Origin of the sequence: Streptococcus pseudopneumoniae, from assembly GCF_001072375.1 — a bacterium.
GTDB classification, from domain to species: Bacteria; Bacillota; Bacilli; order Lactobacillales; family Streptococcaceae; genus Streptococcus; species Streptococcus pseudopneumoniae_L.
The window spans coordinates 1-17,476 of record NZ_JVKV01000061.1; the positions used below are offsets into that span (position 1 = coordinate 1).

Genomic DNA, 17,476 nt, shown 5'->3' on the forward strand with positions numbered 1-17,476 from the left:
CTGTTTCTCTATATCGTCCTTCCTGACGTCTAAAAAACATTTTTAAAATCTCCTTGGATTCCGTTTTTTTATAAAACAAAGTCCTGTTTATATTTTTTTGTAAATAATGGCTATAATTTGGAGTTTTACTTATTTTATCATCTTTATCAGCATATATATTCAAAAATTTATAATATAGACTAATGTTTTAATCATTATATTATAGCACATTTTGTCATATATGTCTAAACTTTTTGACGATTTTTTACCATATTTTAACCTTCTAGGCTTCATTTTTTTCATTTTATAAGTAAAAGGAATATCAGTGAACTTTGAGTTCCTGTTTTTTCAAACTTGTTTAGTTTGATTCCTCTAGATTTTGTCACCTCTACCATAATCTTAACAGTGATAAGATAACACTTTAGTTCACACCAAAAAAGCCGCCTGATTGGGCGACTTAATTTTTTATAGGGAGATTATTATGAAAAAGTTTTAGGAGTTAAAGTTAAGTTCTTCTTAACTTATGAAATAAGTATACAGCTCCTATCTTAAAGTTTCCTTAAGTATTTTTAACTGTAAGATTTTTCCATTTTTCTCGCCAGTTTTTCTTGGATAAACGCTTTTGATAGAGCTTCATTCGGTCTTGATTTTCTAAAAAATGAGGAGTTGGACGAACTTGAAAGTTTAAAATATCCTCCAAACCATAAGGAGCAAAGAGCTCTAAAGTTGCGTCAGCTTGCAAGCGCAGTCCTACTGCCGTACAACGTTCAGGATACTTACTCATGGCATCGCAGGAATTTCTATACGGAGGCGTATGGGGACTATGCTGATGCATATAGACTTGATTTTTCAGCTCCCACTGATACTGAGGAAAGTCCTCTCTCAACTTGTTCTCTATAGCCAGCGTTTCTTCGTAACTCACATCTGGATCAAAGAAAATCACATCCACATCCGTTTCACGGTCAAAGGCTGGCTTATCTGACAAGAGATTCCAGATAAAATTTCGGACCGAACCTGCTGCCAACCAGGAATCATTTAATTCCAAGTCACGGATGATAGTCAGAATAGCCATCATGTCAGAATTATCTCTGAAAAAGTCTAAGATTTCAACCTTATTTTTCAATGTATTCATATCCCAAATGTTCATATGCCTTAGCTGTCGCGACCCGACCTGAACGAGTTCGCATGATAAAGCCTTTCTGGATTAGGTAAGGTTCGTACATATCCTCAACCGTCTCACGTTCTTCCGCGATATTAACAGAAAGTGTTCCTAGACCGACAGGACCGCCACCGTACATCTCAATCATGGTGCGGAGAATTTTCTGGTCCACATAGTCCAAACCTTCATGGTCTACATCCAGCATGGTCAAAGCCTTATCCGTAATCACATCATCAATCAAGCCATCGCCCATAATCTGTGCAAAGTCGCGCACGCGCTTGAGAAGACGATTGGCAATACGAGGAGTTCCACGGCTACGGAGAGCCAACTCAGCAGCAGCTTCATGGGTGATTTCCATCTCAAAAATATCTGCCGTCCGCTCGACAATCTCTGTCAAGTCATCATGGGCATAATACTCCATGTGGCCAGTAATCCCGAAACGTGCACGAAGAGGATTTGACAGCATTCCTGCTCGTGTCGTCGCACCAATCAAGGTAAAAGGTGGTAATTCTAGATGGACACTGCGACTACCTTCCCCCGCACCAATCATGATGTCGATGTAGAAGTCTTCCATAGCACTGTAAAGCACCTCTTCCACCGACATAGGCAAGCGATGAATCTCATCAATGAAAAGAACATCTCCTGGCTCCAAGTCATTCAAAATCGCTACCAGATCACCGGCTTTTTCGATAACGGGACCAGACGTTTGTTTGAGATTGACTCCCAGTTCATTGGCAATGACAAAAGCCATGGTTGTTTTCCCGAGACCTGGAGGGCCAAACAAAAGAACATGGTCTAGCGCCTCGTCACGCATTTTTGCTGCTTCAATAAAGATTTGAAGCTGGTCTTTAACCTTGTCTTGACCGATATATTCACGTAAATATTGGGGACGAAGGGTACGTTCTACCAACTCCTCATCGCCCATGATTTCATTATCTAAAATTCTACTCATGCTCCTATTATAGCAAAAATCCAGCCCACAAACAAAAAAGCCACCGAATTTGGTGGCTTCATTAGGGAGATTATTATGAAAAAGAAAAGTTTAGGATTTCTATTAAATAAAGGTTACTCAATGAAAATCGAAATCAGACTAGGCAGAGCGACGCAAGCATAACTAAAGTTAGGTAAGTCGACTCTAACGAAGTATGGTGAGATTTTCGAAGAGTATTGGGAGGTCTTTATTTAATGGTTACATGATACACAAGCAGGCTTAAAGTTAACTTAAGAATTTCTAGTTTTTTAATTTTGTTCAAAAATGAAAAATACTGATTAAAAATTGCTAAAAGCAAACAAGAAAAAAGCCACCGAATTTGGTGACTTCTTTAGGGAGATTATGATGAAAAAAGTTTTAGGATTTCCATTAAATAAAGTTAGGAGGTCTTTATTTAATAATTACATGATACAGGGTAAGACTTAAAGTTAGCTTAAGTGAAAAAGATTATTTTAATTTTTTTCGGTCCACCCAAATCATGCCCGTACACTGGAAGCTAGACAAGGTTTCAAAACCTAAGGAACGATAAAATCCAAGAGTCTTTTCAGACTCTTCTGTCGCTAGTTGGATTTGGTAGGTATCCTTATAATCGGATAAAGCCTGCTTCATCAAGGTGCTGCCAATTCCTTGACGCTGATAAGTAGGCAAGACGATCAAATCCTGGACAAAAACCGAAGAAAAACCGTCTCCAATCAAGCGAACTAGACCAACGATTTCCTCACCATCACGCGCTAGATAAATGGACAGTGAATGAGTCAGAGCCTGGGCTAACATTTGAGGCTGATTGGTATAATTTGTCCAACCAACTGCCTGGTAGAGATGCAAAACGTCATCAAGTGAAACAGATGTTTCTTTTGTAATCTTAATCATAACAAACCTTTCTAACATTCTCTAAGGGATTTCAACTGCTCCCCATTTTCATCAAAATTATCTGGACTCAACCACGATTCAAAACGAGCTTTGACCTTTGGCCAGTCCTTATCAATCATAGACATCCAGTCCGTATCCCTAGTACGCCCTTTATAAATAACAGCTTGACGGAAAGTGCCTTCGTAGATAAAACCCAAACGTTCTGCCGCTTTTCTAGAAGGGAGATTTAGCGCATCACATTTCCACTCATAGCGACGATAGTTGAGTTCTTCAAAGACATAACGAGCTAGCAAATAGTGTGCCTCTGTTCCCATCCTTGTCTGTTTGAGAGCCGGAGAAAAGGTCACCGCGCCAACTTCAACCACGCAATTAGCTTGGTCAATACGCATGAGAGAAAAAGTCCCCAGCGCCTTTCCAGTCGCTTTATCAATAATCGCATAATAGAAGCGATCCTTGCGCTCAATCATCTGCTTTAAAGCAACAATTAATTCTTCAAGATTTTCTACTGGTGGTTGAAAGAGATAGGTCCACATCTCTCGAGGTGATTCTGGACCATAAACAGCCAGCAAATCCTCCGCATGCTTTTCCACTGACAGAGCTTCGATAATCGTATACTGTCCTTCTATCCGTACAAGTGACGGTAAAACTCCAGGTGTATCGTCTACAGGTTCACCAATCATCTGACCATATTCATTTACAGGCATAGTTTTCTCCTTATCTCACTCTTATAAGTTTAAAGATGTGAATAGTATATCACATCTCACACATAATATTCAAAAAATCCTCCAGTTTATGGAGGATTGATCAAATATGGAAACAAGTGAGTTAATGCCCCCTGTGCTTCTCTCTACGTTTTTGCTGTTTGCGTTCGAATTTCTCTTGTTTGAGCAATTGCTTTTGGACACTAGATTGATGTTTTGAAATCTTTTTCCTTTCCTCATACTGCAACTGCAATAGTTCTTTCGACTTGGAAGAAACTTTTTGATTTACTTGTTTCCTCACCATTCGTTGTAATCGTTTAGGATTCTTGATTTTTACATGTTGCTTAACTATAGTTTCTGGACTAAAAGATAATTGAGTAAACTGAGTCTGTAAAATCTCTAGAATTTCATCATCTTTTGGCTCCTGACCAAATGTCACACGACAAACTTGATAAGTTTCTCGATACACTTGTTCAAACAAACCATGCCAAAATCCATCTTCAAAATAAACTGTCAATCCAATTGAAATTGTTTCCATGACAGCACCTCCTTAAATCTATCCCTAAGAATGGACAACCAAGGAGGAAGGTTACTGATAGGCTTGCCTACGTCTGGACTACCAACCAGAACTGTGTTTTTATCTTAGTTGAGATAATTATAGCATAATCCAATTTAAAAATCCTCCAAAGCTTAGCTCTGAAGGATTCATTTCTTATTTAACAACGATATTTACGAGTTTATTAGGGACACTAATCACTTTCACAATTTCTTTGCCATCGATCTCTGCCTTAACTTTTTCGTTAGCCAGAGCCACTTCTTGCAATTCTTCACGTGAAAGGTCCTTCGCAACCATGAGTTTGGCACGGACTTTTCCTTTGATTTGAACGACGATTTCGACTTCGTCTTCAACCAATTTGCTTTCGTCCCATGTTGGCCAAGCTACATAAGAGATAGACTCACCTGTTGCTGCGACTGTTTGCCAGAGTTCTTCTGCCAAGTGAGGGGCAAATGGGGCAATCAATTGGATAAAGCCTTTGGCGTAGTCTACATAAAGTTTGTCTTCCTTATTAGCAGCGTTGACAAAGACCATGAGCTGGGCAATGGCTGTGTTGAATTTCATAGACTCGATTTGCTCTGTAACAGATTTAACGGTTTCGTTGTAAACCTTGTCAAGAGCGCCATTGTTTTCCGCAACGATTTCTTTACTTGTAATCAAACGGTAAACACGGTCAAGGAATTTACGGCTTCCTTCCAGACCTTCTTCAGACCAAGCGATGGAAGCATCAAGTGGTCCCATGAACATTTCATAGACACGAAGGGTATCCGCACCGTATTGTTCCACCACATCGTCTGGGTTAACAACGTTCTTGAGGGACTTAGACATCTTGGCTGGTGCTTGCTCCAACTCTTCCCCTGTTTCCACATGGAAGAAGGAACCGTCACGTTTTTCAACCTTGTCAGTCGCCACAAGTGCGCCACGGTGGTCACGGTAGCTTGTTCCCAAGATCATTCCTTGGTTAAAGAGTTTTTGGAATGGCTCCTTAGTCGGTACAACACCAAGGTCATAGAGGAATTTGTGCCAGAAACGAGCGTAAAGCAAGTGAAGCACGGCGTGTTCTGCACCACCTACATAGATATCGACTGGCAACCATTGTTTGAGGAGGTCCTCGTCAGCCAATTTCTCTGTGTTTTGTGGATCGATATAGCGAAGGTAGTACCAGCTTGAACCTGCCCATTGTGGCATAGTATTCGTCTCACGACGACCTTTGACACCATCTTCACGAGTCACTTCAAGCCAGTCTGTCAAGTTGGCCAATGGGCTTTCCCCAGTACCTGAAGGGCGAATGTCCTTGGTTACTGGCAAGACAAGTGGCAATTCACTTTCTGGAACAGCTGTTGAAGTCCCATCTTCCCAATGAATAATTGGGATTGGTTCACCCCAGTAACGTTGACGGCTAAAGAGCCAGTCGCGGAGGCGGTAAGTCACTTTTTCTTGACCACAGCCTTTTTCTTCCAACCAAGCCACAATTTTAGCAATGGCGTCTTCTTTGTTGAGACCGTTCAAGAAGTCTGAATTGACATGAAGGCCATCTTCTGTGTAGGCAGCCTCTTCAACGTTTCCACCTTCCAAGACTTCTACGATTGGTAGGTCAAATTGTTTAGCAAATTCCCAGTCACGTTGGTCATGAGCAGGTACAGCCATAACAGCACCTGTTCCGTAGCTAGCAAGAACGTAGTCAGCAATCCAGATTGGAATTTCTTTACCGTTAACAGGGTTAATAGCATAAGCACCAGTCCAAACTCCTGTTTTTTCCTTGGCAAGGTCTGTACGAGCCAAGTCTGATTTAAGGCTGGCTTGGTGTTTGTAGTCCGCTACAGCCTCAGCTTGTTCAGGTGTCGTGATGGCATCTACTAGTTCATGTTCAGGCGCCAAAACAGTGAAGGTTGCACCAAAAAGTGTATCAGGACGTGTTGTAAAGACAGTGAATTCCTTGTCAGTCCCTTTCACTTTGAAGGTTACATTGGCACCAGTTGATTTACCAATCCAGTTGCGTTGCATATCCTTGATAGATTCTGGCCAGTCAAGGTCATCCAAGTCATTGAGCAAGCGCTCTGCATAGGCAGTGATTTTAAGCATCCATTGGCGCATTGGTTTACGGACAACTGGATAGCCACCACGCTCAGATGTTCCATCTGGAAGAACTTCTTCGTTGGCGATAGCTGTTCCCAATTCTTCAACCCAGTTTACTGGCACTTCTGCTTCATAGGCTAAGCCTTTTTCGTAAAGCTTAGTGAAAATCCATTGCGTCCACTTGTAGTAGTTCGGATCTGTAGTATTGACTTCACGATCCCAGTCGTAAGAGAATCCAAGCGCATTGATTTGGCGTTTGAAGTTAGCAATATTTTCCGCGGTGAAGTCTGCTGGATCATTACCAGTATCCATAGCATATTGCTCTGCAGGCAAACCAAAGGCATCCCATCCCATTGGGTGAAGGACATTGTAGCCTTGCGCACGTTTGAAACGGCTAAGGATATCTGTTGCCGTATAACCTTCTGGGTGTCCTACGTGAAGACCCGCTCCAGATGGGTAAGGGAACATATCAAGCGCATAAAACTTAGGTTTTGAAGCGTCTGTTCCTGTCTTAAAAGTGTGATTGTCAGCCCAGTATTTTTGCCACTTAGGCTCGATTTCTTTATGATTGTAAAAACTCATAGCGTCTCTCCAATTTTCGTGATGCTCCTATTATACCATTTTTAGGGGGAATATTGTTCCTCTTTTCGTGATTTTATTGTTTTGACCTTTGAGCATTAGACTATTTTACTGTGTTTTTTTCATTTTCATTCACAGACGCATAAATATCCTGATAAAAATCTCTTCATAAATAATATAGATGCAAGATAGGGCTTTTTATGGTAGAATATAGGAAAGTGCTTTCTCAGAAGGAGGAAAATATGGACAAACAAACCATCGCTGTTTTAGGGCCTGGTTCATGGGGTACTGCGCTGTCACAAGTTCTAAATGACAACGGACACCAAGTACGTATCTGGGGAAATATTCCTGATCAAATTGATGAAATTAATACACAACATACTAACAAACGCTATTTTAAGGATACTGTATTAGACGAAAAAATTGTGGCCTATCATGATTTGGCAGAAGCCTTGAAGGGTGTTGATGCTGTCTTGTTTGTGGTGCCAACCAAGGTGACCAGATTGGTAGCTCAACAAGTGGCTGCTGTTTTGGATCATAAAGTGGTGGTCATGCATGCTTCAAAAGGCCTCGAACCAAATAGTCACAAACGTCTTTCAACCATTATAGAAGAAGAAATCCCTGAAGAATTGCGTAGTGAGATTGTGGTTGTATCTGGTCCTAGCCATGCAGAAGAAACGATTGTACGTGATATTACCTTGATTACGGCTGCTTCTAAAGATTTACAGACTGCTCAATATGTTCAGAAACTCTTTAGCAACCACTACTTCCGACTTTATACCAATACAGATGTGATCGGAGTGGAAACAGCTGGTGCTCTTAAAAATATCATCGCTGTTGGTGCAGGTGCCCTCCATGGACTTGGATTTGGTGATAATGCAAAAGCTGCTATTATCACGCGCGGTCTGGCAGAAATTACCCGTCTGGGTGTTAAACTTGGAGCAAATCCATTAACTTACAGTGGACTTTCTGGGGTTGGAGATTTAATCGTTACCGGAACTTCTGTCCACTCACGTAACTGGCGTGCAGGAGATGCTCTTGGACGTGGTGAAGCCTTGGCAGATATCGAAGCAAATATGGGAATGGTCATTGAAGGTATTTCAACAACCAAAGCTGCTTACGAATTGGCGCAAGAACTCGGAGTTTATATGCCTATTACTCAAGCCATCTACCAAGTTATTTATGAAAATGTTAATATTAAGGATGCCGTTTCTGAACTCATGAGCAATGAGTTCAAGGCAGAGAACGAGTGGTCTTAGTCACCGTTAGAAAGGAAGCTCATGAAACAAAAAGTTAGAAAAGCCGTTATCCCTGCTGCGGGACTTGGAACTCGTTTCCTACCTGCTACTAAAGCTTTGGCCAAAGAAATGTTGCCAATCGTCGATAAACCAACCATCCAGTTCATCGTTGAAGAAGCTCTTAAGTCTGGAATTGAGGACATTCTTGTGGTAACAGGAAAGTCAAAACGTTCTATCGAAGACCATTTCGACTCAAACTTTGAACTAGAATACAACCTCAAGGAAAAAGGAAAAACCGACCTTTTGAGACTAGTTGACGAAACAACTGGTATGCGCCTTCACTTTATCCGGCAAACACACCCACGTGGACTCGGAGATGCCGTCTTACAAGCCAAAGCATTCGTCGGAAACGAACCCTTTGTGGTTATGCTTGGAGATGACCTCATGGATATCACTGATGACAAAGCTGTTCCATTGACCAAGCAGCTCATGAATGATTATGAGAAGACTCATGCTTCTACTATCGCCGTAATGCCTGTCCCACACGAAGAAGTTTCTTCATACGGTGTTATCGCTCCTCAGGGTGAAGGAAATGACGGTCTTTACAGTGTTGAAACCTTCGTTGAAAAACCAGCGCCTGAAGACGCACCAAGTGATCTAGCTATTATCGGTCGTTACCTTCTCACACCTGAGATTTTCGGTATCCTTGAAAATCAAAAACCAGGTGCCGGAAATGAAATCCAGCTAACAGATGCTATCGATACTCTCAACAAAACCCAACGAGTATTTGCTCGTGAGTTTAAAGGTTCTCGTTACGATGTCGGAGACAAGTTTGGATTTATGAAGACTTCCATCGAATACGCTCTTAAACACCCACAAGTCAAAGACCACTTGAAGGACTACTTGATTAATCTTGGAAAAAAACTTTCAGGAGACAAATAAACAATTTACCAAACAGTCAGATTTAACTTAAATCTGGCTTTTTTGATGTCTAAATCTCAAGACCCAAGCCCTATCCAAAGCCCTGTTCTAAGCCTAATTTCTTGCAAGAGATGCTTTTATGGTATAATAATAAAGAGTGAGGAATTCTATGAACAAACATGTAACAAGAATCAAACAAAAAGGACTGGCCTTACTTGGGTCTCTAAAATTAACAATTTCTAAAATGAATACAAAGAAAAAGAGTAGAAAAAACTCCAAGAAGAAAAAGCAAACGCAAGCACCATTCGATATCTGGACTTTATTTGCAAAAATTTTACTTGGAATAAAGGCAACTTTCAACACACTTTTCATCCTAGCTTTTATTGGTGGTCTCCTTGGAACAGGGGTTGCCTTGGGGTATGCTGTTTCTCTCTTTGATCAGGTTAGTGTCCCTCAAACAGAAGATTTGATCAAGCAGGTCAATAATATTTCATCCATCTCTGAAATCCGCTATGCAGATGGTTCTATGATTAGCGCTATCGAAAGCGATCTACTTCGCACATCTGTATCATCAGATGCCATTTCAGATAACCTCAAGCAAGCTATCGTTGCAACCGAGGATGAACACTTTGCAGAGCACAACGGTGTCGTTCCTAAAGCGGTTATTCGTGCCAGTCTAGGAAAATTCATCGGACTTGGTTCTTCCAGTGGAGGATCTACCCTAACACAACAGCTCATCAAACAACAAGTAGTTGGTGATGCTCCTACGCTTGCCCGTAAAGCCAGTGAAATCGTTGACGCCTTGGCCTTGGAAAGAGCCATGAGCAAGGACGAAATCCTAACAACCTATCTCAACGTTGCTCCTTTTGGTCGTAACAATAAAGGTCAAAATATCGCAGGGGCTCAACAGGCTGCCAAAGGGATTTTTGGGGTGGATGCAAGTAAACTGACCATCCCTCAAGCGGCTTTCCTAGCAGGTTTACCACAAAGCCCTATTTCCTACTCACCTTATGAATCTACTGGTGAGATGAAGAGCGAAGAAGATATTGAACTCGGTATTAAGCGCTCCAAAGATGTTCTCTACAATATGTATCGAACAGGAGCCCTCAGCCAGGAAGACTATGAAACCTACAAGGCTTATGACATTAAGCAAGATTTCTTGCCAGCAGAAAATGCTAGCGTTACCTCTAAAGGCTTCCTCTACTTCACTGCACTCGATGAGGCTACCAAGATTATGTATGATTATCTGGTGCAAAAGGACAATGTTTCTGACCAAGAACTACAGAACGAATCGATCCGAAAATCTTATCGAGAATTGGCCGAAAAAGAAATCCAAAACGGTGGTTACCGTATTACAACTACCATCGATAAAACGATTCATACTGCTATGCAAAATGCCGTAACAAACTACGGATACCTTCTAAATGATAGCTCGGGGCAACCTGAAGTTGGGAATGTCTTGATGGACAATCAAACTGGGGCGATTTTAGGGTTTGTAGGTGGACGAGATTATCAGACCAATCAAAACAATCATGCCTTCGATACCAAACGTTCGCCTGCCTCCACTACCAAGCCACTATTGGCCTACGGTATTGCTATCGACCAAGGGCTTATGGGAAGCGCTAGCATCCTCTCTAACTATCCAACAAACTTTTCTAACGGAACTCCGATCATGCATGTCAACAGTCCTGGAACAGCCATGATAGACCTTAAAGAAGCTCTAAACTATTCTTGGAACATCCCAGCCTACTGGACCTACCGAATGCTCCGTGAAAAAGGGGTTGATGTCCGTTCTTACATGGAAAAAATGGGCTATGAAATCCCAGAATACGGCATTGAAAGTCTTCCTATGGGAGGAGGAATTGAAGTTACTGTAGCCCAGCATACCAATGGATACCAAACACTGGCTAACAATGGTACCTATCATAAGAAATACATGATCTCAAAAATTGAGAAAACGAGTGGCGAGGTTCTCTATGAACATCAGGCTAAACCTATCCAAGTTTACTCTAAAGCTACCGCAACCATTATGCAGAGTTTGCTAAGAGATGTGCTTTCATCTCGAGTCACTACAAGCTTCCAAACGGATCTGACTTCTATCAATTCCAGTCTAGCAGGTGCTGACTGGATCGGAAAAACTGGTACAACCAATGAAGAAGGGGATATGTGGCTAATGGTCTCTACTCCAAGATTAACCCTTGGAGGCTGGGTTGGACATGACGACAACAGCCCTCTAGCCCAGGGAGCATACTACCGCAATGCAAAATACATGGCTCATCTGGTAAATGCCATCCAGCAAGCATCTCCCTCTGCTTGGGGTTCAGAACGTTTCAAACTCGATTCAAGCGTCACTTCATCACAAGTCCTCAAATCAACTGGTCAAAAGCCAGGAAAGGTGACTATCAATGGGAAAGAAATTAATCTAAGCGGAGAAACGGTGACTAGCTACTGGGCTAACCAAGCTGGCGCGCCGACTACCACTTATAAATTCGCTATTGGTGGAAGCGATTCTGACTACCAAAATGCTTGGAACACCATTTTAGGAAGTCTACCAAAAGCATCTTCTTCCTCATCAAATAATAACAATAGCAATAGCAATAATAATAACAATAACAATCGTAATAATACTTCTAATAGTAACGGGAACAGTAATAATAGCTCTAGTTCCAATAACAGAAATAGCAATCAACGGCGCTAACTAAACAGCACAATTATTGAGAGTGGGAAAGAAATGATTTTTCTCCACTCTCTTTTTTCTTTCTTCCTTTCATGGTACAATAGCAACATGAATCACTATCAAAAGAATATTTTTAAGGGAACCATTTATTCTCTCCTATCTGGCTTGATCTGGGGAATCTGCGGAATCTTTGGAGAGTACTTTTTTTCACATTATCAGGTCTCTTCAGGGTGGATTACTTCTATGCGTTTACTCGTCGCAGGTAGTTTCGTAATCATCTTATCTAGCCTTAAACTCCGGTTCCAGCTTTTCGATATCTGGAGAAATCGAAACAACTACCTTCCTTTCCTTGCCTATGCTATCTTAGGGATCTTCTCTGTACAATTTTTCTTTTATCTCTGTGTGGAGTACTCCAACGCCACAACTGCAACCATCCTACAATTTATCAGTCCTGTCTTCATTCTTATCTACAACCGCATTATCTACAAGAAAAAAGCTTCTAAAAAAGCGATCTTCTATGTTCTGACTGCTATGCTTGGAGTCTTTTTGATGGCTACCAAAGGAGACCTATCCAAATTATCTATTACACCACTTGCTTTACTGACTGGACTTCTCAGTGCCCTAGGCGTCATGTTCAATGTCATCTTACCCCAACGTTTCGCTAAAAAATACGGTTTTGTGCCAACTGTTGGCTGGGGAATGATTATCGCTGGACTTTTTAGTAATTTTCTCTACCCCGTTTATAAGATTAGCTTCCAGGTTGATGCCATCAGTATCTGTATATGTTTGACCATTGCCTTTTTGGGAACTGCCTTTGCCTTTTTCCTATCGATGAAGGCTGTCTCTCTCGTTTCCCCATTGGTGGTGTCGGTCGTTAGCGCAAGCGAACCTTTATCATCTGCTATTCTAAGCGTTCTCTTTCTAGGTTTAGTCTTGGATGGGTATCTGCTACTGGCTATGATTTTGATTATTATTCCAATGATCTTTCTATCCATTGAAGAATCAAAAAACAAACTGAAAGAATCCTCTTTTAACACTTAAGGCTTCAAAATTGAAGCCTTTTTTGGTAGAATAGTAAGCATTACAAAGAGTGAGGAGACACCTATGACTGCTACAAAAATGAATGCACAAGAAATTATCCAATTTATCGCAAATGCTGAGAAAAAGACAAGTGTAAAAGTGACCTTTGAGGGGCAACTTGCTGGAGCTATCCCTGCTTCTGTTATCAAGCTTGGAAATGTTCTCTTTGGAGACTGGAAAGATATCGCTCCACTTCTTGATGGACTAACAGAAAACAAGGACTATGTTGTTGAACAAGACGCTCGCAACTCGGCTGTACCTCTCCTTGATAAACGTGATATCAATGCTCGTATCGAGCCAGGCGCTATCATCCGTGACCAAGTTGAGATTGGTGACAATGCTGTTATCATGATGGGTGCTGTTATCAATATCGGTGCTGAAATCGGTGCTGGCACTATGATTGATATGGGAGCTATCCTTGGCGGACGCGCTATTGTTGGTAAAAATAGCCACGTTGGTGCAGGTGCTGTTCTTGCAGGCGTTATCGAGCCAGCTAGTGCCGAGCCTGTCCGTGTCGGTGACAATGTTCTCATCGGTGCTAACGCTGTGGTTATCGAAGGTGTTCAAATCGGTAGCGGTTCTGTTGTTGCAGCAGGTGCCATCGTTACTCAAGATGTCCCAGAAAATGTTGTGGTGGCTGGTGTCCCAGCTCGTGTTATCAAGGAAATCGATAGCCAAACCCAACAAAAAACAGCGCTAGAAGATGCGCTTCGCACCTTGTAATTAGTAACAGAGGCGGAAATATTTCCAGCCTCTTTATCGTATCAGTAGAAGGAAATTAACTATGTTAGATTTGATTCAAATTCGACGTGATCTTCACCAAATTCCTGAGATTGGTTTAGAAGAATTCAAGACTCACGCTTATTTACTCAATGTTATTGAGAAATTAACAGCTGGCAAGGATTTTGTTCAGATTCGTACCTGGCGAACAGGTATTTTAGTTTACTTGCAAGGAAGTCAGTCAGAACGTACCATTGGTTGGCGAACAGACATCGACGGACTCCCAATTGTTGAACAAACAGGCCTTCCTTTTGCCTCTCAACACCAAGACCGTATGCATGCTTGTGGACACGATTTTCACATGACCATTGCCCTTGGAAGTCTTGAACGTGCTTTAGAAAACCAACCAAAAAACAATCTCCTCTTTCTCTTCCAACCTGCAGAAGAAAACGAAGCAGGTGGTATGCTCATGTATGAAGATGATGCTTTTGGAGACTGGTTGCCTGACCAATTCTATGGACTTCATGTCCGTCCTGACTTAAAAGTTGGACAGATTGCGACCAATACCCATACACTCTTTGCGGGCACTTGCGAAGTCAAGATTCGCTTTAAGGGTAAAGGCGGACACGCTGCCTTTCCACACGAAGCCAACGACGCTCTGGTTGCAGCTAGCTATTTTGTGACCCAAGTCCAGTCAGTCGTCAGCCGTAATGTCGATCCTATCGAGGGAGCTGTTGTCACTTTCGGTGTTTTTCAAGCTGGTACAACCAATAATGTCATAGCTGATACAGCTTTCTTGCATGGAACCATTCGAGCTCTCACACACAGCATGAGCCTCTTGGTTCAAAAACGTGTCAAAGCTATCGCTGAAGGTGTCGCAGCTGCTTTTGATATGGATGTGGAAGTTGAACTCAAGCAGGGAGGTTATTTACCAGTCGAAAACAACCCTGAACTAGCCTGTGAATTGATGACCTTCTTTGATGAAAAAGAGGGAATTGAACTAATCGACATCGAACCTGCCATGACAGGGGAAGACTTTGGGTATCTTCTATCAAAGGTTTCTGGTGTCATGTTCTGGCTTGGAATTGATAGCCCCTATGCTCTTCACCATCCAAAGATGAGTCCTAAGGAAGAAGCTCTGGCAATCGGTGTCGAGGCTGTATCAAGCTTTTTAGCCAAGAAAGCTGCGGAGTAAATTATGAAAAAAAGCTTACGCAAGCAGGTCTTGCAAGGACTTAAGTCTCTATCCAAGGAAGAAAAGCAGAGCATGAACGATTGGCTCACAGAGCGGCTCCTTCAACATCCTTTTTATAAGGAAGCAAAAACCATCGCCACTTACCTGTCTTTTCCCCATGAATTTCAGACAGCTGAGCTCATTGAACAAGCTCAAAAAGATGGGAAGACTATTCTCATTCCCAAAACTTATCCACAAGGGAAAATGGACCTGGTGCTCTATGAACCAGAGAAACTCGAAAGAAATTCTTTTGGACTTCTTGAACCTCAGGGGGAAGCTATTGTCTTTGAGCCGTCTCAGATTGACTTGATCCATGTTCCCGGTTTAGCTTTCAACACTTCTGGCTATCGAGTTGGTTACGGCGGCGGCTACTACGACCGCTACTTAGAGCATTTCCCAGGCCACACTATCAGTACACTTTATCCTTGTCAGATTCAGGACTTCCATCCTGATCCACATGATATTCCCGTTGAGGAGGTACTCATCTATGAAAGAAATTTTTGATCGTCGGTATCCTGTCACGAGCTTCTTTCTACTCGTGACAAGCCTGGTTTTTATACTCATGTTTCTAACCAGTGGTTTCAATTACACAAGCGCAGCCACCTTGTATAAATTCGGAGCTGTTTATCCCCCAGCAATTAAGGCCATGCCTGAACAAATCTGGCGCCTATTCTCGGCAACCTTTGTTCACATTGGCTTGGAGCACTTTTTAGTCAATATGCTATCCCTCTACTTCTTGGGACGTCAGATGGAACATATCTTTGGCTCCAAACAGTTTTTCTTTATCTACCTTCTATCAGGTATGATGGGAAATCTCTTTGTACTCGTTTTTAGTCCCAATGCCATTACTGCAGGTGCTTCAACTGCCCTCTACGGTATGTTCGCCTCTATTGTCGTTCTCCGTTATGCCTCACGCAACCCCTATCTTCAACAGCTTGGTCAATCTTACCTCTCCCTCTTGGTCATCAACCTAGTAGGAAGTATTTTAATGCCTGGCATCAGCCTTGCTGGGCATGTCGGGGGAGCTGTCGGAGGTGCATTACTGGCTATCGTCTTCCCAGTTCTAGGCGAACGAAAGATATACAGCCCAAGCCAACGTGGTCTAGCAACCCTAGCTTTCATTGCTTTATCAGCCTTACTACTCTTTATCGGATTACTTTAAGACAAAGAAAAACCATTGGAATCTCTCTCAGAGAGCTTTATTGCCAATGGTTTTTTCTTAATCTAATTGGTTATTTTACTTTTAAAATCCATTATTGTCACTGAGTTCTTTGAACCAGTGGCCTGATTTTTTCAGACGGCGTTCTTGCGTTTCAAGGTCAAGCTCGACTAAACCATAACGGTTTTTATAGCTATTGAGCCATGACCAGCAATCGATAAAGGTCCAAATCAAGTAGCCTTTACAGTCAGCACCGTCTTCGATAGCACGATGGAGTTCACGAAGGTGACCTTTGACAAAGTCGATACGGTAGTCGTCCTGAATCATTCCATTTTCGCGGAATTTATCTTCACCTTCAACACCCATCCCATTCTCAGTCAACATCCATTCGATATTACCATAGTTTTCCTTGATATTTTGAGCGATATGGTAAATCCCTTGCTCGTAGATTTCCCAGCCACGGTGGGGATTAATCTTACGACCAGGCATGACATAAGGTTCATAGAAATGCTCTGGCAAAAGCGGGCTATCAGGATGCTTAGCAAAACGCGGCGCCATAACACGCAAAGGTTGATAGTAATTGACTCCTAGGAAGTCAACTGTGTTCTCACGTATGAGTTCCAACTCTTCGGCTGTGTATTCTGGTAATAAGTCATGCTCAGCCAAAATTTCCACCAATTCCTCTGGATAAGTTCCCAAGACAGACGGATCTAGGAAAGATTGAGCTTGGAAGAGGTCGGCAATACGAGCAGCTTTTACATCTGCAGGGTGTTGGCTACGTGGATAGGCTGGTGTTAAGTTGAGGACAATCCCAATCTTAGAACCAGGCAAGACTTCATGACAGGCCTTAACGGCAAGAGTGCTGGCTAGTTGGGTATGATAGGCAACCTTAACGGCAGCTTTGGCATCCACCTTGTGAGGATAATGGGCATCATAGAAATAACCGAATTCTACAGGAACGATGGGCTCATTGAAGGTAATCCATTGGTCCACAAGGTCCCCATAGGTCTCAAAACAGAAGCGAGCATAGTCTTCATAGGCCTTAATAGTTGCTTTATTTTCCCAACCATCGCCATCTTCTTGAAGGGCAAAAGGCAGGTCAAAGTGATAGAGATTGACTAAGAGGCGAATACCCTTGGCCTTGATGGCTTCAAATACCTGACGGTAGAAAGCCACACCTTGAGGGTTGACTTCCCCACATCCCTGTGGGAAAATACGAGACCACTGAATAGAAGTGCGAAAGGCTGTGTGGCCAGTTTCTAACAAGAGTTCGATATCCTTTTCCCAGTTTTCATAGAAGGTCGACGTTTTGTCTGGTCCAATACCATTGTAGTAACGATTTGGCTCTACTTGAAACCAATAATCCCAGAGATTATCTCCCTTGCCGTCACCAGGTACTCGTCCTTCTGTCTGCGGCCCAGAAGTTGAGGAACCCCAGACAAAATCCTTTGGAAATTTTAGCATAGCACTACCTCTTTTTACGCTTTTAATGTTTATACTCTTCGAAAATCAAATTCAAACCGCGTCAACGTCGCC

The 17,476-nt window shown here is 42.2% G+C and carries 15 protein-coding genes; 8 read left to right on the forward strand and 7 right to left on the reverse strand.

Annotated features, from left to right (window positions below; all coding sequences use genetic code 11):
- Window positions 1-538 precede the first annotated feature (538 nt).
- From ADH31_RS04730 to leuS, 6 genes are all read right to left on the reverse strand, one after another.
- The gene (locus ADH31_RS04730) at window positions 539-1,111 is read right to left on the reverse strand and encodes a nucleotidyltransferase family protein (RefSeq protein WP_049509233.1); all 573 of its coding nucleotides are present in this window, start codon (window positions 1,109-1,111) and stop codon (window positions 539-541) included.
- Window positions 1,092-2,090 (reverse strand): Holliday junction branch migration DNA helicase RuvB, encoded by a 999-nt coding sequence (gene ruvB, locus ADH31_RS04735; RefSeq protein ID WP_000086807.1) that lies wholly within the window; start codon window positions 2,088-2,090, stop codon window positions 1,092-1,094. The genes ADH31_RS04730 and ruvB overlap by 20 nt, the downstream gene beginning before the upstream one ends.
- A gap of 486 nt (window positions 2,091-2,576) precedes the next feature.
- Window positions 2,577-2,999, reverse strand: a complete 423-nt coding sequence (locus tag ADH31_RS04740; protein ID WP_000591045.1) for a GNAT family N-acetyltransferase — start codon at window positions 2,997-2,999, stop codon at window positions 2,577-2,579.
- A gap of 11 nt (window positions 3,000-3,010) precedes the next feature.
- Entirely contained in the window at window positions 3,011-3,703 is a 693-nt protein-coding gene (locus ADH31_RS04745; RefSeq protein ID WP_049509234.1) for a GNAT family N-acetyltransferase, read from the reverse strand.
- A gap of 121 nt (window positions 3,704-3,824) precedes the next feature.
- Window positions 3,825-4,238, reverse strand: coding sequence for a YjdF family protein (locus ADH31_RS04750; protein WP_049509235.1), 414 nt, complete (start codon window positions 4,236-4,238; stop codon window positions 3,825-3,827).
- Between the two features lie 174 nt (window positions 4,239-4,412).
- On the reverse strand, window positions 4,413-6,914 hold the full coding sequence (gene leuS / locus ADH31_RS04755; RefSeq protein WP_049509236.1) for a leucine--tRNA ligase: 2,502 nt from the start codon (window positions 6,912-6,914) through the stop codon (window positions 4,413-4,415).
- A 239-nt stretch (window positions 6,915-7,153) separates the two neighbouring features.
- On the opposite strand from leuS, the gene ADH31_RS04760 reads away from it, so the two are divergent.
- The 8 genes from ADH31_RS04760 to ADH31_RS04795 all read left to right on the forward strand — a co-directional run bounded on the left by ADH31_RS04760 (window position 7,154) and on the right by ADH31_RS04795 (window position 15,943).
- A complete protein-coding gene (locus ADH31_RS04760; RefSeq protein WP_049509237.1) occupies window positions 7,154-8,170 on the forward strand; it encodes an NAD(P)H-dependent glycerol-3-phosphate dehydrogenase in 1,017 nt (338 codons plus the stop codon).
- Window positions 8,171-8,191: 21 nt separating this feature from the next.
- A complete protein-coding gene (gene galU / locus ADH31_RS04765) occupies window positions 8,192-9,091 on the forward strand; it encodes a UTP--glucose-1-phosphate uridylyltransferase GalU (protein ID WP_049509238.1) in 900 nt (299 codons plus the stop codon).
- Between the two features lie 148 nt (window positions 9,092-9,239).
- Window positions 9,240-11,768 carry a penicillin-binding protein PBP1B gene (gene pbp1b, locus ADH31_RS04770; protein WP_049509239.1) on the forward strand — a complete coding sequence of 843 codons (2,529 nt, stop codon included), beginning with the start codon at window positions 9,240-9,242 and terminating at the stop codon, window positions 11,766-11,768.
- An 87-nt stretch (window positions 11,769-11,855) separates the two neighbouring features.
- Window positions 11,856-12,788 carry a DMT family transporter gene (locus tag ADH31_RS04775; protein ID WP_049509244.1) on the forward strand — a complete coding sequence of 311 codons (933 nt, stop codon included), beginning with the start codon at window positions 11,856-11,858 and terminating at the stop codon, window positions 12,786-12,788.
- 63 nt (window positions 12,789-12,851) lie between these two features.
- Window positions 12,852-13,550, forward strand: a complete 699-nt coding sequence (gene dapD / locus ADH31_RS04780) for a 2,3,4,5-tetrahydropyridine-2,6-dicarboxylate N-acetyltransferase (protein WP_000127452.1) — start codon at window positions 12,852-12,854, stop codon at window positions 13,548-13,550.
- A gap of 61 nt (window positions 13,551-13,611) precedes the next feature.
- Window positions 13,612-14,742, forward strand: a complete 1,131-nt coding sequence (locus tag ADH31_RS04785) for an N-acetyldiaminopimelate deacetylase (RefSeq protein ID WP_049509240.1) — start codon at window positions 13,612-13,614, stop codon at window positions 14,740-14,742.
- Between the two features lie 3 nt (window positions 14,743-14,745).
- On the forward strand, window positions 14,746-15,285 hold the full coding sequence (locus tag ADH31_RS04790; protein ID WP_049509241.1) for a 5-formyltetrahydrofolate cyclo-ligase: 540 nt from the start codon (window positions 14,746-14,748) through the stop codon (window positions 15,283-15,285).
- Window positions 15,269-15,943, forward strand: coding sequence for a rhomboid family intramembrane serine protease (locus ADH31_RS04795; RefSeq protein WP_049509242.1), 675 nt, complete (start codon window positions 15,269-15,271; stop codon window positions 15,941-15,943). Before ADH31_RS04790 ends, ADH31_RS04795 begins: the two co-directional genes overlap by 17 nt.
- 81 nt (window positions 15,944-16,024) lie before the next feature.
- On the opposite strand, the gene ADH31_RS04800 is transcribed toward ADH31_RS04795, so the two are convergent.
- Window positions 16,025-17,404, reverse strand: a complete 1,380-nt coding sequence (locus ADH31_RS04800; RefSeq protein WP_049509243.1) for a glycoside hydrolase family 1 protein — start codon at window positions 17,402-17,404, stop codon at window positions 16,025-16,027.
- Window positions 17,405-17,476: the final 72 nt, after the last annotated feature.